Source organism: Salmonella sp. SAL04214, assembly GCF_046550615.1.
GTDB lineage: Bacteria > Pseudomonadota > Gammaproteobacteria > Enterobacterales > Enterobacteriaceae > Salmonella > Salmonella enterica.
The window spans coordinates 328,980-350,243 of sequence record NZ_JBGDXT010000001.1 but is presented as its reverse complement, the minus strand read 5'-3'; the positions used below and the strand labels follow the sequence as shown (position 1 = coordinate 350,243).

Genomic DNA, 21,264 nt, shown 5'->3' with positions numbered 1-21,264 from the left:
AAACCGGTAATTTAATTCTGGCTAATACACTGATACAAACGCCAGGTTGCCTGACAGGAGCCAACGATTTACTGTAATATATTGAATTAGTAACACTTTGTAGCCTGAATAAGGCACTCACACTGCATCCGACATAAACAAAGCGCACTTTATTAACAAGCTGAAAAGGCGCCGAAGCGCCTTTAGAAAACAGTCGAATCAGTAAATTACTGGTAGTCGCTAATCGGTACGCAGGAGCAGAACAGGTTGCGGTCGCCATAAACATCATCCAGACGTTTCACCGTCGGCCAGTATTTGTCTGCCACGCCTGCCGGGAATACGGCAACTTCACGGCTGTACGGATGCGCCCACTCGGCGACCAGTTCGCTCTGAATGTGCGGCGCGTTCACCAGCGGGTTATCTTCCAGCGGCCAGACACCGGCTTTCACCTGGTCAATCTCTGCGCGAATAGCCAGCATCGCATCGATAAAGCGATCCAGCTCAGCCTTACCTTCAGATTCCGTCGGTTCAACCATCAGCGTGCCCGCCACCGGGAACGACATGGTTGGCGCATGGAAACCGTAGTCGATCAGACGCTTGGCAATATCCAGCTCGCTGATGCCGGTTTCTTCTTTCAATGGGCGAATATCAAGAATACATTCGTGCGCCACACGACCATCGCGACCAGTATACAGTACCGGGTACGCGTCTTTCAGACGGCTGGCAATGTAGTTAGCGTTAAGAATCGCGACCTGACTTGCCTGCTTCAGGCCTTCTGCGCCCATCATGCGGATGTACATCCAACTAATCGGCAAAATGGAGGCGCTACCGAACGGCGCCGCAGAAACCGCGCCCTGACGGGTTAACATGCCTTCGATTTGCACCACGCTATGGCCCGGTACGAACGGTGCCAGATGCGCTTTCACGCCGATCGGTCCCATGCCTGGGCCACCGCCGCCGTGCGGAATGCAGAAAGTTTTATGCAGGTTAAGATGCGAAACGTCCGCGCCAATAAAGCCCGGTGAGGTAATGCCGACCTGAGCGTTCATGTTCGCGCCGTCAAGGTAAACCTGACCGCCGAACTGGTGCACAACTTCACACACCTCACGGATCGTTTCTTCATACACGCCGTGGGTGGACGGATAGGTCACCATGATGCAAGAAAGGTTCGCAGCATGTTGTTCTGCTTTTGCCCGCAGATCGTCCAGGTCGATGTTGCCGTTCTTATCACAGGCGACTACCACCACCTGCATTCCTGCCATATGTGCAGAAGCAGGGTTAGTGCCGTGAGCAGAGGCCGGAATCAGGCAGATATCGCGATGCCCTTCGTTGCGGCTTTCGTGATAGTGACGAATCGCCAGCAGCCCCGCGTATTCCCCCTGTGCGCCGGAGTTAGGCTGCATACAGACGGCGTCGTACCCGGTGAGTTTCACCAGCCAGTCAGAAAGCTGGCTAATCATCTGATGATATCCTTCCGCCTGTTCCGGCGGGCAGAACGGGTGCAGTTCAGCGAATTCCGGCCAGGTGATAGGGATCATCTCGGCGGCGGCGTTCAGCTTCATGGTGCAGGAACCCAGCGGGATCATCGCCTGATTCAGCGCCAGATCTTTACGCTCCAGCGAGTGCATATAGCGCATCATCTCGGTTTCGCTGTGGTAACGGTTAAATACCGGATGCGTCAGAATCGCATCGTCACGCAGCATACCTTGCTGAATGGAACGGCTATCAAGCGCCACGTCTTTATCCAGTGTTTCAATGTTCAGACCGTGGCTGTCGCCCAGCAAAACATTGAACAACTGCGCCACATTCTCACGGGTGGTGGTTTCATCGAGGGTAATACCCACCGCGTTATGAATATCGCTGCGCAGATTGATCTCTGCCGCTTCCGCACGCGCCAGTACCGCAGCTTTATCAGCCACTTCCACACACAGGGTGTCGAAGTAGTGCGCATGACGCAGCTTTAAGCCTTTCTGTTGCAGACCTGCCGCCAGAATATCGGTCAGGCGGTGGATACGATTCGCAATGCGTTTCAGTCCAACCGGTCCATGATAAACGGCATACAGACTGGCGATGTTAGCCAGCAGTACCTGCGAGGTACAAATGTTGGAGTTCGCTTTCTCACGGCGGATATGCTGCTCGCGAGTCTGCATCGCCATGCGCAGTGCGGTATTGCCCGCCGCATCTTTTGAGACGCCGATAATACGGCCTGGCATGGAGCGTTTAAATTCGTCTTTGGCGGCAAAGAATGCCGCATGCGGGCCACCGTACCCCATCGGTACGCCGAAGCGTTGCGCAGAGCCGAAAACAATGTCCGCGCCCTGTTTGCCCGGAGCCGTCAGCAGCACCAGCGCCATAAAATCGGCGGCGACGCTGACCACAACTTTACGGGATTTCAGCTCAGTAATCAGTGCGCTGTAGTCGTGAATTTCGCCCGTGGTGCCTACCTGTTGTAACAGCACGCCAAACACATCCTGGTGATCCAGTGCTTTCGCCGCGTCATCCACAATGACGTCAAAGCCAAAGGTTTCGGCACGCGTACGCACGACGTCCAGAGTTTGCGGATGGACATCAGAGGCGACAAAGAACCGGTTGGCATTTTTCAATTTGCTGACGCGCTTTGCCATCGCCATCGCTTCAGCGGCGGCGGTCGCTTCATCCAGCAGCGAGGCGGAAGCCATGTCCAGCCCTGTCAGGTCCAGCGTCACCTGTTGGAAGTTGAGCAGCGCTTCCAGACGCCCCTGAGAGACTTCCGGCTGATAAGGAGTGTAGGCGGTATACCAACCCGGATTTTCCAGCATGTTGCGCAGGATAACCGGCGGTAGCTGCACGGCGGTGTAGCCCATGCCAATATAGGACGTGAAGCGCTTGTTACGCCCGGCGATGGCTTTTAATTCCGCCAGTGCGGCATATTCGGTTGCCGCCTCGCCAACCTGCGGCGGAGTCGCGAGCTGAATGTCTTTCGGCACAATCTGACCTGTCAGCGCGTTTAACGACTCGGCGCCAACCGCATTCAGCATCTCTTGTTGCTGTGCGGCGTCCGGTCCGATGTGGCGTTCAATGAAAGCGCCGCGGTTTTCAAGCTGGCTTAACGTCTGTGTCATGGGCGATGGTTCCTGAAACGTGCAGTGAATCGTGATTGTCTCTAACTCAATTGCCCGGTGGCGCTGACGCTTACCGGGCCTACGCGTGCGAAAATGAATACGCAAAATCATTCGCGTTGCAGTGAGTAGGCCGGATAAGCATTAGCGCCATCCGGCACAACATTATTCGTCTTCTAACAATGCTTCATACGCAGTGGCATCCAGCAGCGATTCAAGTTCGCTTTCATCGCTGGCTTTGATTTTAAAGATCCAGCCACCGGCATACGGTTCGCTGTTCACCAGCTCCGGGGAGTCGCTCAGCGCATCGTTTACCGCCACGATCTCACCGCTTACCGGCGCATAAATGTCGGACGCTGCTTTTACGGACTCCGCCACGGCGCAGTCGTCGCCCGCGCTTACGGTCGCGCCGACTTCCGGCAGATCAACAAAAACCATATCGCCCAACAGCTCCTGAGCGTGTTCAGTAATGCCAACGGTGTAAGTGCCATCCGCTTCTTTACGCAGCCATTCGTGTTCTTTGCTGTATTTCAGTTCTGCGGGTACGTTGCTCATCAATTAATCTCCAAAAAAGGATGAATCACGCGACGGCTTTGCCGTTACGCACAAAAACAGGTTTAGTCACTTTTACCGGCATTTCACGGTTACGAATTTGTACAATCGCCGTCTCGCCGATGCCCGCCGGAACACGCGCCAGCGCAATGCTGTAGCCCAACGTTGGGGAAAACGTCCCGCTGGTGATAATGCCTTCTTGCTGATTGCCCTGCGCATCGGTAAAACGCACCGGCAGTTCATTACGCAATACGCCTTTCTCGGTCATCACCAGACCGACAAGCTGCTCATGGCCTTTTTCACGCTGCATCTCCAGCGCCTCACGGCCAATAAAGTCGCGGTCAGCAGGTTCCCAGGCGATAGTCCATCCCATATTAGCCGCCAGCGGAGAGATACCTTCATCCATCTCCTGACCGTACAGGTTCATGCCTGCTTCCAGACGCAGCGTGTCGCGCGCGCCAAGACCGCACGGCTTCACGCCCGCTTCCACCAGCGCACGCCAGAAATCCGCCGCTTTTTCATTCGGCATGGCGATTTCATAGCCCGCTTCGCCGGTATAACCGGTGGTGGCGATAAACAAATCGCCCGCCTGAACGCCGAAGAACGGCTTCATACCTTCTACTGCATGGCGCTGTTGGTCAGTAAACAGAGTCGCCGCTTTTTCCTGCGCATTCGGCCCCTGTACCGCAATCAGCGACAGGTCGTCACGAACGGTGATGTCGATGGCATAAGGTTCAGCGTGTTGGGTAATCCAGGAGAGGTCTTTTTCGCGGGTGGCGGAGTTAACAACGAGACGGAAGAAATCTTCAGTGAAGTAGTAGACGATAAGGTCATCAATCACGCCGCCCGATGCGTTAAGCATACCGGAGTAGAGGGCTTTACCCGTCTTCGTTAGCTTCGCGACGTCGTTTGCCAGCAGATAACGCAAGAACTCCCGGGTGCGGCTGCCATGAAGATCGACAATGGTCATATGCGATACATCAAACATCCCGGCATCGGTGCGCACAGCGTGGTGTTCATCAAGCTGAGAGCCGTAATGCAGGGGCATCATCCAGCCATGAAAATCGACCATGCGGGCGCCGCATAGCGTGTGTTGTTCGTACAAAGGCGTCTGTTGGGCCATCTTTTCCTCGTTGAATTAGCGGGGGCTAACAACCATTTTCATGGGAAATCTTCGCCACGAAACCTGGCATCGACGCCCTTTTTCCTGCGCCGACGCAAACGTTCTCTTGTTCCTGAACTTACCACCGAACCAGGCGCTAAACCATAAGGCTGAATTTACCATCACATTAGCTTATGACTAAAAAACGCTAAAATCCCATCAGCACAAAAAACCACTATTACGCTAAATAACCGTCATAAAAAGGAAGCTGATACGATTTACCACAACATAAATTAATATTAAATGTGGAAAAAATGTCGAAAATCGCGTTCACCAAAAATAGTGGCATTAGAAAATTTAATGCGAAATAAGCGGTGAAATTAGATTATTTCAAACGAGGAAAGCCCCCCGGCGCGATAGCCGGGAAAGCAAAGTGTGACGGGTTTCAAACTCTTGCTGGCGTGCAGTCAGACGCTTAACGAAGCCATTGCGGAAGGTCGTTTAGTCCCATTGCCTGGCGAAGCAGTTGGGGTTTGACGCCGGGGAGCGTATCCGCCAGTTTCAGCCCTATGTCGCGCAGCAATTTTTTTGCCGGGTTTTCGCCGGCAAACAGGTCACGAAAACCTTGCATCCCGGCAAGCATCATCGCCGCACTATGTTTACGGCTACGCTCATAACGACGAAGATAAAGATGTTGGCCAATGTCTTTGCCCTGGCGCTGAAGCCGGCGCAGATCGTCCACCAGTTCGGCCGCGTCCATAAAGCCGAGGTTGACGCCTTGCCCTGCCAGCGGATGGATGGTGTGCGCGGCATCACCGACCAACGCCAGACGATGCGCGGCAAACTGGCGAGCATAGCGGCCCGTCAGCGGAAAAACCTGCCGTTCGCTTTCCAGGCGGCATAAGCCCAGCCGATTATCGAAGGCGATAGTCAACGCCTGGTTAAACGCCTCGTCGCCGCTCTGTTGCATACGCTCCGCATCCTGCGGAGAAAGCGACCAGACAATGGAACACAGATGCGGATCGCTTAACGGCAAAAACGCCAGAATACCTTCACCATGAAACACCTGGCGAGCAACCGCGCCGTGCGGCTCTTCGGTGCGGATAGTCGCTACCAGCGCATGGTGACGGTAGTCCCAGAAAGTTAAGGGGATATCCGCTTTGTTACGCAGCCAGGAGTTGGCGCCATCCGCGGCAATCACCAGACGCGCGGTTAACATCGCGCCGTCTTTTAAAGTCAGGAAGGCGTCGTTCTCCCCCCAGGCGACCTGCTGTAACTCCGCTGGCGCCATTAAGGTGATATCCGCCGCTTGCTGCGCTTTTTGCCACAGTGCGTAGTGAATGACGCTGTTTTCAACAATATGCCCCAGATGGCTATATCCCATGCTTGCGTCATCAAACGTAATACGGCCAAAGCTGTCTTTATCCCAGACTTCCATACCGTGGTAGCAACTTGCCCGTCGCGCCACAATGTTTGACCATACGCCAAGACGGGTAAGCAGTTTTTCGCTGGCGGCATTAATCGCCGACACCCGAAGCTGAGGCGGCGCATCGTTCGCCAACTGCTGGGGAACAACGTGATCCAGTACCGCAACGCGCAAACCGCTCCCCTGCAAGCCGCAGGCGACAGCCAGTCCCACCATGCCTCCGCCAACTATTGCTACATCAACACTTTGCACTATTTACTCCTGGAAACCGGAACAATCAAAACCGTAGGCCGGATAAGGCGAAGCTGCCATCCGGTATTTTTACGAACACGATGCCGGATGGCGGCGTAAATGCCTTATCCGGCCTACAGATCTGCTTAACGCGCAACCCAACCTAAGGTCCGCTGTGCCAGCGCATCGCGCGCAGGCGGTAATAACTCCATCGCCATTAAACCGATATTGCGCCCAATAACCAGCGGCGCCCAACGATTTGCAAACAGATGGACCAGACCGTTCGTTACGCCAATCGTCGTATCCCGGTCAACCTGACGACGCTGCTGATAGCGCGATAACACGTGCCAGGCGCCAATATCCTCGCCCGCGTCCTGTGCCGCTACCAGCGTTTCCGCCAGGCTCATGACATCGCGCAGACCGAGATTAAACCCTTGTCCGGCGATAGGATGCAACGTCTGCGCCGCATTGCCGACCACGACAGTCCGGTGAGTAAACACTTTCGCCGCCGTAGTAAGGGCAAGCGGATACGCGCTGCGCTTACCCGCCTGAGTAATTCGCCCCAGCCGCCAGCCGAACGCGGCCTGCAATGCATGACAGAACTGCGCGTCGGACCAGCTCAGCACCTCATCGCGCTGGTCGAGCGGGTGACACCAAACCAGCGAACATCGGCCATGCGACATCGGCAACATCGCCAGCGGGCCATTGGGAGTAAAACGTTCAAAGGCGCGTCCCTGATGCGGGATAGCGGTCGCGACATTCGCTATCACCGCTAACTGTTCGTAAGGCTCCTGACGCCAGTCAACGCCGCAGGCTGACGCCAGCGCGGAGTGGGTACCGTTAGCCGCCACCAGCACGCCGCCAGCTATCACTTTGCCGTTTTCCAGAGTGACGTTAACTTGCTGTTGGGTACGCGACACGCTGGCTACGCGCTCCGGGCAGTGCAGCGTAACGCCTGGCGCTTTACGCAAGAGCGCAAACAGACGCAGCCCGATATCATGCAGCTCCGCAACGTGACCCAACGCTGCCAGGCTGTAGTCCTGCGCGTCGAGAGTCACAAATCCGGCATGACCGCGATCGCTGACGTGTACGGTGTTGATTGCCGTTGCGCAATCGGAAATCGCCTGCCAGACGCCAATTCGCGCCAGTTGCTGGCAAGTGCCCGCCGCCAGCGCAATCGCTCTGGCGTCAAAGCCGGGATGACCGTCGGCTTCAGGCGCTTTCGCTTCAATCAGGTGTACCGGCAACGTCCCATGACTGAACTGAGAGATGGCCAGCGCCAGCGTTGCGCCTGCCATGCCGCCGCCAACGATAATGACGCTCATTGCTGCCGCGCCGCCGCCATTAACGCCTCAATGTCATCCGCCTTCTTCACAACGCCAGCGGTCAGGTTTTCATTACCGGTTTCGGTAATGACAATGTCATCTTCAATTCGAACGCCAATGCCGCGATACGCTTCCGGCACGTCGGCATCCGGCGCGATATAGAGGCCTGGCTCTACGGTCAGCACCATGCCCGGCTCCAGGATGCGGGAGCGATCCGGCCCATAAACGCCGACATCATGAACATCCAGCCCCAGCCAGTGGCTCAAGCCATGCATAAAGAAAGGACGATGCGCATTTTCGGCAATCAGTTGATCAACCTCTCCTTGCAAAATCCCCAGCTTCACCAGCCCGGTTATCATGATGCGCACGACTTCGCCGGTCACCTCCTGAATAGAGGTACCAGGACGGAACAGTCGCAGGCTGGTCTCCAGCGATTCCAGAACGATGTCATAAATTTCACGCTGAGCTGGCGTGAATTTCCCGTTCACCGGGAAAGTACGCGTGATGTCGCCCGCGTAACCTTTATATTCACAACCTGCGTCGATAAGCACTAAATCGCCGTCGCGCATTTCACTTTCGTTTTCAGTGTAATGCAAGATACAGCCATTTTCGCCGCTGCCGACAATGGTGTTATAGGAGGGATAGCGCGCGCCGTGGCGATTAAATTCGTGGTGAATTTCCCCCTCCAGCTGATACTCAAACATCCCCGGACGGCATTTTTCCATCGCGCGGATATGCGCCAGCGCGCTAATTTCCCCGGCGCGGCGCAGGACAGCAATCTCTTCCGGCGATTTGAACAGGCGCATCTCATGGACGATCGGTCGCCAGTCAGTCATGGTGGCCGGCGCGGTCAGATTCTGGCGGGAGCCTTTACGCAGCTTCTCCAGCGCAGCCAGAACAATCTCGTCGGCATACGCATATTCGCCCTGCGCGTGGTACACCACATCCAGACCATTAAGCAACTGAAAGAGTTGCTGGTTGATTTCGCTAAACGCCAGCGCCCGGTCAACGCCCAGTTTTTCCGGCGCGGCATCCTGTCCTAAACGGCGACCAAACCAGATTTCCGCCGTCAGGTCGCGAACGCGGTTGAACAAAACGCTGTGGTTGTGGGTGTCATCACTCTTAATCAGTACCAGCACGGCTTCCGGTTCGTTAAAACCGGTGAAATACCAGAAGTCGCTACTCTGGCGATACGGATATTCACTGTCTGCGCTGCGCGTCGCCTCCGGCGCGGCAAAGATCAGCGCGGCGCTGCCGGGCTGCATTTGCGCCAGTAATGCCTGGCGACGGCGTTGGTATTCCTGCTGAGTCATGACATGGCCTCCATTTCGTTTTTTCTTAGTGTAGCGTCGGTTTACGCACTTCCGGCGCGGTCGGCTGTTGGCGCGTGAAAGTGTCATGACATAACAGCGCCGCAACACGGACATATTCGATGATCTCTTCGAGCGACATCTCCAGCTCTTCCTGATCTTCGCTCTCATCATAACCAAGCTGCGCAATATTACGCAGGTCGTCAATCGCTTCACCCGTTTCGCCGGTGACTTTATCAAGTTTAGGCTGCGTTACGCCGAGGCCAAGCAAAAAGTGGTTAACCCACCCGGCTAATGCATCTGCGCGATCGAATACGCTGACATCGTCGCCTTCAGGCAGATAAAGCTGAAAAAGAAAGCCGTCGTCTTCCAGCGCGTCGCTGGTCGCCGCGTGCATTTTGCGCAGCGCCTGAGCAAGCTCATGCCCGAAGGCCAGACCTTCGTTCGTCAGGTCGTGCAACAGCGGCTGCCATGAGCTGTCGTTGTTGCCGCCGCAAACCATCCCGCTGATTAAACCATGCATTTCAGCCGGGGTCAGACCGGCCCCTTGTTGATTCAAAAACCGGTTCATTTCGTTGTAACCAGGCATTTCGTTCTGTATAGACATAAGCATTCGTCATCAAAGGGAGGATATTCATGATATGCTACCACTTTGGACCCTGGTGAACCAGAAAAGGGCTTGTATCTTCACACCAGGGTAGCTATAGTGTCGCCCCTTCGCGGACCCTGGGTCTGGAGACGAAGGCAGCGCAGTCAATCAGCAGGAAGGTGGCATGTCTGCACAACCCGTCGATATCCAAATATTTGGCCGTTCACTGCGAGTGAATTGCCCGCCTGACCAAAGGGATGCGTTGAATCAGGCTGCGGACGATCTGAATCAGCGGTTGCAAGATCTGAAAGTTCGCACTAGAGTCACAAATACTGAGCAGTTGGTTTTCATTGCCGCATTGAATATCAGCTATGAGTTAACTCAGGAAAAAGCGAAGACCCGCGATTACGCGGCGAGCATGGAACAACGTATTCGGATGCTACAACAGACCATCGAACAGGCGTTGCTTGATCAAGGTCGCATAACCGAAAAAACGGGCCAAAACTTTGAATAACACTTTTCGCTTTACTATGGTAAAGTGATTGTGAAAACAGAATTTCTCTGAGATGTTTGCAAGCGGGCCAGTCCCCTGAGCCGATATTTCATACCACAAGAATGTGGCGCTCCGCGGTTGGTGAGCATGCTCGGTTCGTCCGAGAAGCCTTAAAACTGTGACGACACATTCACCTTGAACCAAGGGTTCAAGGGTTACAGCCTGCGGCGGCATCTCGGAGATTCCCCTTCTGACTGGCGACAGCCATGACGCAACTTCCCGAACTCTCTTTATCACGACAAGAAATCCGCCGAATGATTCGGCAACGTCGCCGTGCGCTAACGCCAGAGCAGCAACGCCGCTTTGGTCAACAGGCCGCCGCCCGAATGCTCAGTTTTCCTCCCGTCGTGATGGCGCACACTGTCGCCGTGTTTCTCTCCTTTGATGGCGAACTCGACACCCAGCCGCTGATAGAACAGCTATGGCAAGCGGGCAAGCGCGTCTACCTTCCGGTTCTTCATCCCTTTAGCCCTGGCAACCTCCTGTTCCTGCACTATCATCCGCAGAGTGCGCTGGTGACCAACCGCTTAAAGATCCAGGAGCCACGGCTTGATGTCCGCGACGTATTGCCGCTGGCAAAGCTGGATGTGCTGGTAACGCCATTAGTGGCGTTTGACGAAGACGGGCAGCGCCTGGGGATGGGCGGCGGATTTTATGACCGCACGCTACAAAACTGGCAGCAGCATAAGATCCAGCCCGTGGGCTACGCGCATGATTGCCAGTTAGTAGAAAAGCTGCCGGTTGAAGAGTGGGATATCCCGCTGCCTGCGGTGGTGACGCCATCCAAAATTTGGGAGTGGTAGCCGTGTTTTGCCGATTGACAGCGTCGCTTTTTTGACCTAAATTTCTCGGTGAAGGGTGAGGGAGGCGAACCTCCCTCCTGCGTACTCTCTGTTAATATGCTGGGCAAGCGATGATTAACAGGATCAGCAGCATGATGACGTATCTCATCATCGTCCCTTTCCTTTTTAGAGCCCCTGCCTCGGTAGGGGCTTTCCCGTTTCAGCGCTATGCTGAGCCCTTATCGTAAATTCCTTTGATTGCTGTACAACACGCAACGCTGCCTTTAATTACCAATTGCGGCAAGGCTCGAAAACAGAATGTATGCGTTACACGAAGAGATGTTGAGGCAGGGAAACCAGAGAAAGGATGGGCAGGTCATCTCCTGCCCATTTAGAGGAAATTAGTACAGCAGACGGGCGCGAATGGTGCCCGGAATCGCCTTCATCGCCAGCAGCGCTTTCTCCGCCACATCGCCATCGGCTTCTATATCAATCACCACATACCCCATTCGGGCGGAGGTTTGCAGATACTGTGCGGCAATGTTAACGCCCTGCTCGGCAAAGATCTGGTTAAGCGCGGTCAATACGCCCGGGCGGTTTTCGTGGATGTGCATCAGGCGACGACCGCCGTGCAGCGGCAGCGACACTTCCGGGAAGTTCACGGCGGACAGCGTCGAGCCGTTATCCGAGTACTTAATCAGTTTTCCTGCGACTTCCAGACCGATGTTTTCTTGCGCCTCCTGCGTCGAGCCGCCGATATGCGGCGTCAGGATCACGTTATCGAATTCGCACAGCGGAGAGGTAAACGGATCGCTATTAGTGGCCGGTTCCGTCGGGAAGACGTCGATAGCCGCCCCCGCCAGATGTTTCGTCGCCAGCGCGTCGCACAAAGCCGGGATATCCACCACCGTACCGCGCGCGGCGTTAATCAGCAGCGAACCCGGCTTCATCAGGGCAATCTCTTTTGCGCCCATCATGTTTTTGGTGGAGGCGTTTTCAGGTACGTGCAGACTGACCACATCGCTCATATTCAGCAATTCAGACAGGTGCTGCACCTGAGTTGCGTTACCAAGCGGCAGTTTATTTTCAATATCATAGAAATAGACATGCATCCCCAGCGATTCCGCCAGAATGCCCAACTGCGTTCCGATATGGCCGTAACCGATAATGCCAAGCTTTTTACCGCGCGCTTCGAACGATCCCGCCGCCAGTTTATTCCATACGCCGCGGTGCGCTTTGGCGTTCGCCTCCGGCACGCCGCGCAGCAGCAGCAACAGCTCGCCAATCACCAACTCCGCCACGGAACGGGTATTCGAGAATGGCGCGTTAAAAACCGGAATACCGCGTTTTGCCGCCGCATTTAAATCCACCTGGTTGGTGCCGATGCAAAAACAGCCAATCGCCACCAGCTTCTCTGCGGCGTTAATCACTTCTTCTGTCAGATGAGTACGGGATCGCAGACCGATGAAGTGGGCATCGCGGATGGACGCTTTCAACTGTTCAGCGTCCAGCGCGCCCTTGTGATATTCAATGTTGGTGTAACCTGCCGCACGAAGGCTTTCCAGCGCCTTTTGATGCACCCCTTCAACCAGCAGAAATTTAATTTTATCTTTCTCCAGCGATACCTTTGCCATTTCCCCGATCCTGTCTTTTTTTGCCATCTGATGTTGTGTGTGGATTTGCATCCGTCCTTCAACATATCAAAAAAAATTATCACGGCAATATGAACGTTTGCGCCAGCGTCGTGAAGGAATCGCATACAGCGGGAAATAGCAGATGAAAATACCGGGAATAACTTTTTCTTTGGAGGGATCGGCAGGGCAAACGATTAAACGTGATACATGTCACCAAATTTGCCCTGACCGAATTTTTTACGCGGCAGGAAATACGCCTGGCGGGATCATTTTACGATGGTTTTCACCCCGTCCGGCGTGCCGATCAGTGCGACATCGGCGCCACGGTTGGCGAACAACCCTACGGTCACGACGCCCGGAATCGCGTTAATGGCATTTTCCAGCGCGATGGGATCAAGGATTTCCATACCATAAACATCCAGAATCACGTTGCCGTTATCCGTGACCACGTTCTGACGGTACTCCGGACGCCCGCCCAGCTTCACCAGTTGACGAGCGACCGCGCTGCGCGCCATCGGAATCACTTCAACCGGCAACGGGAATTTACCAAGAATATCTACCTGCTTAGAGGCATCCGCAATGCAGATAAATTTCTCCGCCACGGAAGCAATAATTTTCTCACGGGTTAATGCCGCGCCGCCGCCTTTGATCATCTGCATATGACCGTTGATTTCGTCCGCGCCATCGACATAGATACCCAGGCTATCCACTTCGTTGAGATCAAACACATGAATACCGAGGCCTTTGAGTTTTTCAGTCGAGGCGTCCGAGCTGGAGACCGCGCCTTCAATCTGGCCTTTCATTGTGCCCAGCGCATCAATAAAGTGTGCGGCCGTTGAGCCTGTACCAACGCCCACAATGGTGCCGGGCTGTACATACTGAAGTGCCGCCCATCCTACCGCTTTTTTCAGTTCATCCTGCGTCATAGATCGTTTCGCCTGTGGTGTGAAAATACAGCCGCATTATAGAACATTGTCGGGAAAAATCTCCGTGTCCGTACACAGGCTACGGATTTCATCTGTACCGACGGCAAATTTATGTCATAGTGCGGAAAAAAATAACAGGAGCATGACACAACAATGAAACGTCCGGACTACAGAACACTACAGGCGCTGGATGCCGTTATACGTGAACGAGGATTCGAGCGCGCCGCCCAGAAGCTGTGCATCACGCAATCCGCCGTCTCACAGCGCATAAAACAGCTTGAGAATATGTTCGGACAACCTTTGTTGGTGCGTACCGTTCCTCCTCGCCCCACGGAGCAAGGGCAAAAATTACTGGCTCTGCTGCGTCAGGTTGAACTGCTGGAAGAAGAGTGGCTGGGCGATGAACAAACCGGCTCTACGCCGCTGCTGCTGTCGCTGGCGGTTAACGCCGACAGTCTGGCGACCTGGCTGCTTCCGGCGCTGGCGCCGGTGCTGGCGGACTCCCCTATCCGTCTCAATTTACAGGTGGAAGATGAAACGCGCACGCAAGAACGTCTGCGTCGCGGCGAGGTGGTGGGCGCGGTGAGTATCCAGCATCAGGCGCTGCCCAGTTGCCTGGTAGACAAACTGGGCGCGCTCGACTATCTGTTTGTCGCGTCAAAGCCGTTTGCCGAGCGCTATTTCCCCAATGGCGTTACCCGGTCGTCGCTGCTGAAAGCGCCCGCCGTCGCGTTCGACCATCTGGATGATATGCATCAGGCCTTTTTGCAACAGAATTTCGATCTACCGCCCGGCAGCGTGCCGTGCCATATCGTTAATTCATCCGAAGCGTTTGTACAGCTTGCGCGCCAGGGCACGACCTGCTGCATGATCCCTCACCTGCAGATTGAGAAAGAGCTGGAAAGCGGCGAGTTGATCAACTTAACGCCTGGTTTGCTACAACGCCGGATGCTTTACTGGCATCGCTTTGCCCCGGAAAGCCGGATGATGCGCAAAGTGACCGACGCGCTACTGGAGTACGGGCACAAGGTGCTGCGTCAGGATTAGCCTCTCAATGAATGCCGGATGGCGGCGTGAACGTCTTATCCGGCCTGCATGACCCATTATTCCCCCGTCGCTTCTTTGAAATTCATCACAAAATCATTGCGTTCAGGCGGCAAAAAACGAGAACACCGGGAGAAAACGCGGCCTGGAAGCGCCCAGGCCGGGCGAGATTACTGCGTGCTGGCGGCCGTTGTCGACGTCTGCCCTGTTCCAGGTTCAAGCTGGAATACCACATCGACCTGATCGTCGAACTGAATGGTCGGCTGCTCGTAAGTTTCCTGCGCGGATACCGGCGCAGCATCTGCGGCTTTCATCATTCGCACCACCGGACTCGGCTGATAATTAGAGACATGGTAACGAACGCTGTAAACCGGCCCCAATTTGCTGTTAAAACCGGCTGCCAGCGCTTGCGCCTGATGAATCGCGTCATCAATGGCGGCTTTGCGGGCCTTGTCTTTATAGGCGTCCGGTTGCGCTACGCCCAGCGACACCGAACGAATCTCGTTCAGACCCGCCTTCAGCGCGCCGTCCAGCAGAGAATTAAGTTTATCTAACTGACGCAGCGTCACCTCAACGGTTCGCACCGCACGATACCCTTTCAGAATGCTTTTACCGTTTTGGTAATCATAATCCGGCTGCGTGCGCAGATTCGCCGCGCTAATGTCTTTTTTCGCAATCTGATTTTGCTCAAGGAAGGAAAGATATTGCGCCACGCGCTCATCGGCCTGCTTCTTCGCCGTCGCCGCATCCTTCGCCGCGACGTTCACTTCAATCGCTAAGGTGGCGATATCAGGCACAGCATCGACGCTTGCCGTACCGGAAGTCACGATGTGCGGGCCTTCCGGCAATTCGCTTGCCTGCGCCGACATTGCACTTAAACCCACTAATGCCGCCAGGGCCATCACTTTGAACTTCACAGTCTCTCCTCCATATTGCAGTCATTGCCCTGATATACAGGGCGCATGCAGGCAAGCTTAGCGGATATCGGCCTGTTGTCCATCAGACAACGCTTAGTTGAAAAGCGCGTGCATATGCGCGACGCCTTCCCGCGCCAGTTGGAAGGCGATAAGCCACATCACCCCCCCAACCAGAATGTTGATAATGCGTTGAGCTTTCGCCGTACGCAGTCGAGGCGCAAGCCAGGCCGCCAGTAGCGCTAACCCAAAAAACCATAAGAACGACGCGCTAATCGTGCCGAGGGCGAACCAGCGCTTTGGCTCCATAGCCAGTTGTCCGCCGAGACTGCCCAACACGACAAACGTATCCAGATAAACGTGCGGATTCAGCCACGTTACCGCCAGCATCGTAGCAATAATTTTCCAGCGCCCCTGCTTCATAACCTCGGCGCTGGCCAGCTCCAGATTACTGCTCATTGCCGTTTTCAGCGCGCCAAAACCGTACCATAACAAGAACGCGACCCCGCCCCATGTGACCAGCGCCAGCAGCCACGGCGACTGCATCAGCAACGCGCTGCCGCCAAAAATACCGGCGCTGATCAGGACTAAATCACTTAACGCGCAAAGCAGCGCTATCATGAGGTGGTACTGGCGACGAATTCCCTGATTCATCACAAACGCATTTTGCGGGCCAAGCGGAAGGATCATGGCGGCGCCAAGGGCAAACCCTTGAAAATAATAAGATATCACGTTAACTACCCTGAGCTGTTTTTCTTAAAGGCAGACTATAGCGCGGGAATATTATTAGCGGAAATTGATAATTTTAATCACTAATAAGAAAAGCTAATAAAGAGACTGAATAACGGATGGCGGCTACGCTTATCCGCTCAATAACCAGAGAATACTGGAGGCGGATAAGCGCAGCGCCGGCAGGCAGCGCGGGAGAAAAATTACTCCGCGACGTTATCTTTCACACGTTTAAAATTGACGTCCATCTGCGGGTACGGGAAGCTAATACCAGCGGCGTCGAATTCACGTTTAATACGTTCCAGCACGTCCCAGTAGACATTTTGCAGGTCGCTGCTTTTACTCCAGACACGCACCACAAAATTAATTGATGAGGCGCCCAGCTCATTCAAACGTACCGTCATTTCGCGATCTTTTAAAATACGATCGTCGGACTCGATAATCGTCGTTAGCAGCTGTTTCACCTGATCGATATCCGAATCGTAGGCCACCCCAATAATGAATTCGTTACGGCGAACCGGCTCACGAGAATAGTTGATGATATTTCCCGCGATAATTTTGCCATTCGGAATCACAATAATTTTGCCGTCTACCGCGCGCATTGTTGTGGAAAAGATTTGCACATTCAGTACCGTACCGGCAACGCCGCCTAAATCGACATACTCACCGGCGCGGAACGGACGGAACATAACCAGCAATACCCCAGCCGCAAGGTTAGAAAGCGATCCCTGTAATGCCAGGCCAACGGCTAAACCAGCGGCGCCCAGTACGGCAATAACCGAGGCGGTTTGAACCCCCACACGACCCAGAGCCGCAATCAGCGTAAAAGCGATAACCCCATAGCGCACCAGTGCAGAAAGAAAGTCGGCCACTGTCGCATCAATATGACGCGCACGCATCAGACGATTTACCGTATTGGAGATCACGCGCGCTACAATCAAGCCGATGATGATAATAGCGATAGCCGCAACAATATTCACAGCATAGCTGAGCAATAACGCCTGGTTGCGTACCAGCCAGGTGCCCGCACCATTTATGCTGTCGACAACATTCAAATCTTCCATTCAATATTCCTTGGTCATAGCAAAACAAGCAAATGAGATCATTCTCACGAAAAGAACTTTTTAAAGGTAAACAAAAACAGAGGAATATGCCATTTTTCGGCATCATCCCGAAACCAAAAAAGGCAGGTACACTGTGAGTTGGCCGGATGAAAGCGCTAACTAACGCCGCTCTCCGGAAATAACGATAAAAAAATGGCTTCCCGAGGGAAGCCATTTCAATCAGCAGACTATATTACAGAACGTCAATCGCGTTCAGTTCTTTAAATGCTTTTTCCAGACGAGCGATCATCGAAGTCTGGCCAGCACGCAGCCATACGCGCGGGTCATAGTATTTCTTGTTCGGCTGATCTTCGCCTTTCGGGTTGCCCAGCTGACCTTGCAGATACGCTTCGTTTTCTTTGTAGTAGTTCAGAACACCTTCCCAGGTTGCCCATTGGGTATCGGTATCGATGTTCATTTTCACTACGCCGTAGCTTACGGAGTCTTTGATTTCCTGAGCAGTAGAACCGGAACCGCCGTGGAAAACGAAGTTCAGGCTGTTGTGCGGCAGGTTGTGTTTCTTAGAAACATAGTCCTGAGAATCACGCAGAATAGTCGGAGTCAGAACCACGTTACCCGGCTTGTAAACGCCGTGTACGTTACCGAAGGAAGCGGCAATGGTGAAACGCGGGCTGATTTTGCTCAGCTCAGTGTACGCGTAATCAACGTCTTCCGGCTGAGTGTACAGGGCAGAAGCGTCCATGTGGCTGTTGTCCACGCCGTCTTCTTCACCACCGGTGCAACCCAGTTCGATTTCCAGAGTCATGCCAATTTTGGACATGCGCGCCAGGTATTTGGAGCAGATTTCGATGTTTTCGTGCAGAGACTCTTCAGACAGGTCAATCATGTGAGAAGAGAACAGCGGTTTACCGGTAGCCGCGAAGTGTTTTTCACCCGCGTCCAGCAGACCGTCGATCCACGGCAGCAGTTTCTTCGCGCAGTGGTCAGTGTGCAGGATAACCGGAACGCCATAATGTTCAGCCATCTGATGAACGTGATGCGCGCCAGAGATAGCGCCCAGGATTGCCGCGCCCTGAGGTACGTCAGTTTTCACGCCTTTACCCGCGATGAAGGACGCGCCGCCGTTGGAGAACTGAACGATGACCGGTGCTTTAACTTTTGCAGCGGTTTCCAGAACAGCGTTGATGGAATCAGTGCCCACGCAGTTAACTGCCGGCAGAGCAAAATTGTTTTCTTTTGCTACCTGGAACACTTTCTGTACGTCATCACCAGTGATCACGCCTGGTTTTACGAAATCAAAAATTTTAGACATGTTTCGTTGTCCTGTATCGTCGGGCTTTGGGAAAAAACACGGGCCGCCCTGAATGTCAGATCGGCGATAAATCAACGGGCAGGAATCCCTGCCCGTAACGATTACTTCTTAGCGCGCTCTTCGAGCATCGCTACGGCTGGCAGAACTTTACCTTCCACGAATTCGAGGAATGCGCCGCCGCCAGTAGAAATGTAGGAAATTTTGTCAGCAATGCCGAACAGGTCGATTGCCGCCAGGGTGTCGCCGCCGCCAGCGATGGAAAACGCTTCGCTATCAGCGATGGCATTCGCCACGATTTCAGTCCCTTTACGGAAGTTCGGGAACTCAAACACGCCAACCGGGCCGTTCCACAGAATGGTTTTGGCATTCTTGAGGATTTCAGCCAGCTGCTGAGCGGAAGCATCGCCGATATCCAGGATCTGCTCGTCTTCTTTCACGTCGTTAACGGATTTCAGAGTCGCCGGTGCGGTTTCGGAGAACTCGGTGGCAACGCGAACATCGGTCGGAACCGGGATATCGCAAGTGGTCAGCAGACGTTTTGCTTCGTCAACCAGGTCAGCTTCGTACAGGGATTTACCGACACTGTGGCCCTGAGCGGCAACGAAGGTGTTGGCGATACCGCCGCCGACAATCAGCTGGTCAGCGATTTTAGACAGGGAATCCAGAACGGTCAGTTTGGTAGATACTTTAGAACCACCAACGATAGCCACCATCGGACGAGCCGGTTCTTTCAGCGCTTTACCCAGCGCATCCAGTTCAGCGGCCAGCAGCGGGCCTGCGCACGCAACGTCAGCAAATTTGCCGATACCGTGGGTAGAAGCCTGCGCGCGGTGCGCAGTACCAAAGGCGTCCATCACGAATACGTCACACAGGGCAGCGTATTTTTTAGACAGCGCTTCGTCGTCTTTCTTTTCGCCTTTGTTAAAGCGAACGTTTTCCAGAACCACCAGCTCACCTTCGGCCACGTCAACGCCGTCCAGGTAATCTTTGACCAGGCGAACCGGGTTAGACAGTTTGTCTTTCAGGTAGTTAACAACCGGCAGCAGAGAGAATTCTTCGTTGTACTCGCCTTCGGTAGGACGACCCAGGTGGGAAGTTACCATCACTTTCGCGCCCTGTTTCAGAGCCAGTTCAATGGTCGGCAGAGAGGCGCGGATACGCGCGTCGCTGGTCACTTTCCCTTCTTTAACAGGTACGTTCAGATCCGCACGGATAAAAACGCGTTTCCCGGCCAGATCCAGATCGGTCATCTTAATTACAGACATGGTGAATCCTCTCAATGATGCTTAAAGTTTTGTCGACGCTGACGCGTCGAGCCTGAAACCAACTGCGGCCATCGCTAACGTGGTGTCGAGCATCCTGTTAGCAAAGCCCCATTCATTATCGCACCAGACCAGCGTCTTGATCAGGTGGGCGCCACTGACCCGGGTTTGCGTGCCATCAACAATGGCACTGTGCGGGTCGTGGTTAAAATCTATCGAGACCAACGGTGATTCCGTATAGTCAACTATACCATGAAATGCACCTTGTGCTGCTTTTTGCAGCAACTGGTTGACTTCACTGGCTTTTACTGGTTTTTTTACCGTCACGCTTAAATCGATCGCCGTCACATTAATGGTTGGAACGCGCACCGCAATCGCCTCAAAACGATCGTTAAACTGCGGGAATATACGCGTAATGCCTGCCGCCAGTTTTGTATCTACCGGGATAATCGACTGGCTGGCCGCGCGCGTGCGCCGTAGATCGGAGTGATACGCGTCGATCACCTGCTGATCGTTCATCGCGGAGTGGATCGTCGTGACGGTACCAGACTCGATGCCGTAAGCATCATCCAACAATTTAATGACGGGAATTATGCAATTCGTGGTACAGGACGCGTTTGAGACAATACGATGTTCCGCACGCAGTTGGTTCTGGTTCACGCCAAAAACGACGGTGGCGTCAAGATCGTTGCTGCCCGGATGAGAAAAGAGCACTTTCTTCGCGCCTGCGGCAATATGCGCCTCGCCATGCTCCCGGTTGCCATATACGCCCGTACAATCCAACACGACATCCACGCCCAGTTCGCGCCACGGCAGATCCGCCAGCGTTCTTTCATGCAGAATACGAATGACATCGTCGCCGACAAAAAGCTGCTCGCGCTCGTGGCGAACCTCCCATGCAAAACGCCCGTGGCTGGTATCGTATTTCAACAAATGCGCCATGCCTGCGGCATCCGCCAGCTCGTTGATGGCCACCACGGTAATTTCCGCCCGACGTCCGGATTCATACAAAGCACGAACCACGTTACGCCCGATGCGACCAAAGCCATTAATCGCTATGCGTACGGTCATAGGTCTCCTGCAAGGCTATCCCGATTCAGATGAGGCTGACAGAGTAATGCAGCTCATCGTCGAGTAAAACCTCACCTGTCGCAAACTGCGACTGATTGGTTAATTGTCGAACATTTAATTAACTGAAACGCTTCAGCTAGAATAAGCGAAACGGGGAATAAAAGGAATGTTTGTCCAGTCGAAGAAGACAGTTATCTGACCTGCATCACATTTCATGGCCGCTTACGCTGCAATTTATTCCATATTTAAGAATCACCAGTACATCCGTCAGATCTTTTCATCGTCGCGTCACAAATACTGATTTATATCAGAAAGCGCTGTCGCCAGCGTCTATATTATCAGCGCCACGTCCGAGTCTCGG

General features: G+C 54.1%; 18 protein-coding genes and 1 other RNA gene. 4 read left to right on the top strand and 15 right to left on the bottom strand.

Going from position 1 to position 21,264, the window contains the following annotated elements:
• Window positions 1–206: 206 nt before the first annotated feature.
• The 7 genes from gcvP to ACLJQD_RS01710 all read right to left on the bottom strand — a co-directional run bounded on the left by gcvP (window position 207) and on the right by ACLJQD_RS01710 (window position 9,630).
• Window positions 207–3,080, bottom strand: a complete 2,874-nt coding sequence (gene gcvP, locus ACLJQD_RS01740) for an aminomethyl-transferring glycine dehydrogenase (protein ID WP_017441089.1) — start codon at window positions 3,078–3,080, stop codon at window positions 207–209.
• 162 nt (window positions 3,081–3,242) lie between these two features.
• Window positions 3,243–3,632 carry a glycine cleavage system protein GcvH gene (gcvH, locus tag ACLJQD_RS01735; RefSeq protein WP_001295377.1) on the bottom strand — a complete coding sequence of 130 codons (390 nt, stop codon included), beginning with the start codon at window positions 3,630–3,632 and terminating at the stop codon, window positions 3,243–3,245.
• 25 nt (window positions 3,633–3,657) lie between these two features.
• Window positions 3,658–4,752, bottom strand: a complete 1,095-nt coding sequence (gene gcvT / locus ACLJQD_RS01730; protein WP_000068738.1) for a glycine cleavage system aminomethyltransferase GcvT — start codon at window positions 4,750–4,752, stop codon at window positions 3,658–3,660.
• 454 nt (window positions 4,753–5,206) lie between these two features.
• Entirely contained in the window at window positions 5,207–6,409 is a 1,203-nt protein-coding gene (gene ubiI / locus ACLJQD_RS01725; protein ID WP_017441088.1) for an FAD-dependent 2-octaprenylphenol hydroxylase, read from the bottom strand.
• Between the two features lie 125 nt (window positions 6,410–6,534).
• Entirely contained in the window at window positions 6,535–7,713 is a 1,179-nt protein-coding gene (gene ubiH / locus ACLJQD_RS01720) for a 2-octaprenyl-6-methoxyphenyl hydroxylase (protein ID WP_017441087.1), read from the bottom strand.
• Window positions 7,710–9,026 (bottom strand): Xaa-Pro aminopeptidase, encoded by a 1,317-nt coding sequence (gene pepP, locus ACLJQD_RS01715; protein WP_000193681.1) that lies wholly within the window; start codon window positions 9,024–9,026, stop codon window positions 7,710–7,712. The genes ubiH and pepP overlap by 4 nt, the downstream gene beginning before the upstream one ends.
• 25 nt (window positions 9,027–9,051) lie before the next feature.
• Window positions 9,052–9,630: a YecA family protein gene (locus tag ACLJQD_RS01710; protein ID WP_017441086.1), complete on the bottom strand. Its 579-nt coding sequence runs from the start codon at window positions 9,628–9,630 to the stop codon at window positions 9,052–9,054.
• A 166-nt stretch (window positions 9,631–9,796) separates the two neighbouring features.
• Here ACLJQD_RS01710 and zapA point away from each other — a divergent pair, with 166 nt between their 5' ends.
• From zapA to ACLJQD_RS01695, 3 genes are all read left to right on the top strand, one after another.
• Window positions 9,797–10,126, top strand: a complete 330-nt coding sequence (zapA, locus tag ACLJQD_RS01705; protein WP_001276011.1) for a cell division protein ZapA — start codon at window positions 9,797–9,799, stop codon at window positions 10,124–10,126.
• A 41-nt stretch (window positions 10,127–10,167) separates the two neighbouring features.
• Window positions 10,168–10,351: non-coding RNA, 6S RNA (ssrS, locus tag ACLJQD_RS01700), on the top strand.
• 20 nt (window positions 10,352–10,371) lie between these two features.
• Window positions 10,372–10,968: a 5-formyltetrahydrofolate cyclo-ligase gene (locus ACLJQD_RS01695; protein ID WP_001519554.1), complete on the top strand. Its 597-nt coding sequence runs from the start codon at window positions 10,372–10,374 to the stop codon at window positions 10,966–10,968.
• 380 nt (window positions 10,969–11,348) lie between these two features.
• On the opposite strand, the gene serA is transcribed toward ACLJQD_RS01695, so the two are convergent.
• Window positions 11,349–12,581: a phosphoglycerate dehydrogenase gene (serA, locus tag ACLJQD_RS01690; RefSeq protein WP_001151627.1), complete on the bottom strand. Its 1,233-nt coding sequence runs from the start codon at window positions 12,579–12,581 to the stop codon at window positions 11,349–11,351.
• A 266-nt stretch (window positions 12,582–12,847) separates the two neighbouring features.
• The gene (gene rpiA, locus ACLJQD_RS01685; RefSeq protein ID WP_000189741.1) at window positions 12,848–13,507 is read right to left on the bottom strand and encodes a ribose-5-phosphate isomerase RpiA; all 660 of its coding nucleotides are present in this window, start codon (window positions 13,505–13,507) and stop codon (window positions 12,848–12,850) included.
• Window positions 13,508–13,660: 153 nt separating this feature from the next.
• On the opposite strand from rpiA, the gene argP reads away from it, so the two are divergent.
• Window positions 13,661–14,554: a DNA-binding transcriptional regulator ArgP gene (gene argP, locus ACLJQD_RS01680; RefSeq protein WP_000828345.1), complete on the top strand. Its 894-nt coding sequence runs from the start codon at window positions 13,661–13,663 to the stop codon at window positions 14,552–14,554.
• A 167-nt stretch (window positions 14,555–14,721) separates the two neighbouring features.
• Here the strand turns inward: argP and ACLJQD_RS01675 are convergent, their stop codons facing one another.
• The 6 genes from ACLJQD_RS01675 to epd all read right to left on the bottom strand — a co-directional run bounded on the left by ACLJQD_RS01675 (window position 14,722) and on the right by epd (window position 20,903).
• Window positions 14,722–15,468 (bottom strand): oxidative stress defense protein, encoded by a 747-nt coding sequence (locus ACLJQD_RS01675; protein WP_000669854.1) that lies wholly within the window; start codon window positions 15,466–15,468, stop codon window positions 14,722–14,724.
• Between the two features lie 93 nt (window positions 15,469–15,561).
• Window positions 15,562–16,197 carry an arginine exporter ArgO gene (gene argO / locus ACLJQD_RS01670; RefSeq protein ID WP_017441085.1) on the bottom strand — a complete coding sequence of 212 codons (636 nt, stop codon included), beginning with the start codon at window positions 16,195–16,197 and terminating at the stop codon, window positions 15,562–15,564.
• A gap of 200 nt (window positions 16,198–16,397) precedes the next feature.
• Window positions 16,398–17,258, bottom strand: a complete 861-nt coding sequence (locus ACLJQD_RS01665) for a small-conductance mechanosensitive channel MscS (RefSeq protein WP_000389834.1) — start codon at window positions 17,256–17,258, stop codon at window positions 16,398–16,400.
• A gap of 232 nt (window positions 17,259–17,490) precedes the next feature.
• The gene (fbaA, locus tag ACLJQD_RS01660) at window positions 17,491–18,570 is read right to left on the bottom strand and encodes a class II fructose-bisphosphate aldolase (RefSeq protein ID WP_000034386.1); all 1,080 of its coding nucleotides are present in this window, start codon (window positions 18,568–18,570) and stop codon (window positions 17,491–17,493) included.
• Between the two features lie 101 nt (window positions 18,571–18,671).
• Window positions 18,672–19,835 (bottom strand): phosphoglycerate kinase, encoded by a 1,164-nt coding sequence (gene pgk, locus ACLJQD_RS01655; protein ID WP_000111274.1) that lies wholly within the window; start codon window positions 19,833–19,835, stop codon window positions 18,672–18,674.
• 21 nt (window positions 19,836–19,856) lie between these two features.
• Window positions 19,857–20,903 carry an erythrose-4-phosphate dehydrogenase gene (gene epd / locus ACLJQD_RS01650; RefSeq protein WP_000218338.1) on the bottom strand — a complete coding sequence of 349 codons (1,047 nt, stop codon included), beginning with the start codon at window positions 20,901–20,903 and terminating at the stop codon, window positions 19,857–19,859.
• Window positions 20,904–21,264 lie beyond the last annotated feature (361 nt).

Coding starts and splice junctions, on each gene's coding strand:
- fbaA (WP_000034386.1), bottom strand. CDS start 18,570: ATGTCTAAAATTTTTGATTTCGTAAAACCAGGCGTGATCACTGGTGAT.
- serA (WP_001151627.1), bottom strand. CDS start 12,581: ATGGCAAAGGTATCGCTGGAGAAAGATAAAATTAAATTTCTGCTGGTT.
- pepP (WP_000193681.1), bottom strand. CDS start 9,026: ATGACTCAGCAGGAATACCAACGCCGTCGCCAGGCATTACTGGCGCAA.
- ACLJQD_RS01695 (WP_001519554.1), top strand. CDS start 10,372: ATGACGCAACTTCCCGAACTCTCTTTATCACGACAAGAAATCCGCCGA.
- zapA (WP_001276011.1), top strand. CDS start 9,797: ATGTCTGCACAACCCGTCGATATCCAAATATTTGGCCGTTCACTGCGA.
- gcvP (WP_017441089.1), bottom strand. CDS start 3,080: ATGACACAGACGTTAAGCCAGCTTGAAAACCGCGGCGCTTTCATTGAA.
- ACLJQD_RS01710 (WP_017441086.1), bottom strand. CDS start 9,630: ATGTCTATACAGAACGAAATGCCTGGTTACAACGAAATGAACCGGTTT.
- gcvH (WP_001295377.1), bottom strand. CDS start 3,632: ATGAGCAACGTACCCGCAGAACTGAAATACAGCAAAGAACACGAATGG.
- argP (WP_000828345.1), top strand. CDS start 13,661: ATGAAACGTCCGGACTACAGAACACTACAGGCGCTGGATGCCGTTATA.
- gcvT (WP_000068738.1), bottom strand. CDS start 4,752: ATGGCCCAACAGACGCCTTTGTACGAACAACACACGCTATGCGGCGCC.
- ubiH (WP_017441087.1), bottom strand. CDS start 7,713: ATGAGCGTCATTATCGTTGGCGGCGGCATGGCAGGCGCAACGCTGGCG.
- epd (WP_000218338.1), bottom strand. CDS start 20,903: ATGACCGTACGCATAGCGATTAATGGCTTTGGTCGCATCGGGCGTAAC.
- ACLJQD_RS01665 (WP_000389834.1), bottom strand. CDS start 17,258: ATGGAAGATTTGAATGTTGTCGACAGCATAAATGGTGCGGGCACCTGG.
- rpiA (WP_000189741.1), bottom strand. CDS start 13,507: ATGACGCAGGATGAACTGAAAAAAGCGGTAGGATGGGCGGCACTTCAG.
- pgk (WP_000111274.1), bottom strand. CDS start 19,835: ATGTCTGTAATTAAGATGACCGATCTGGATCTGGCCGGGAAACGCGTT.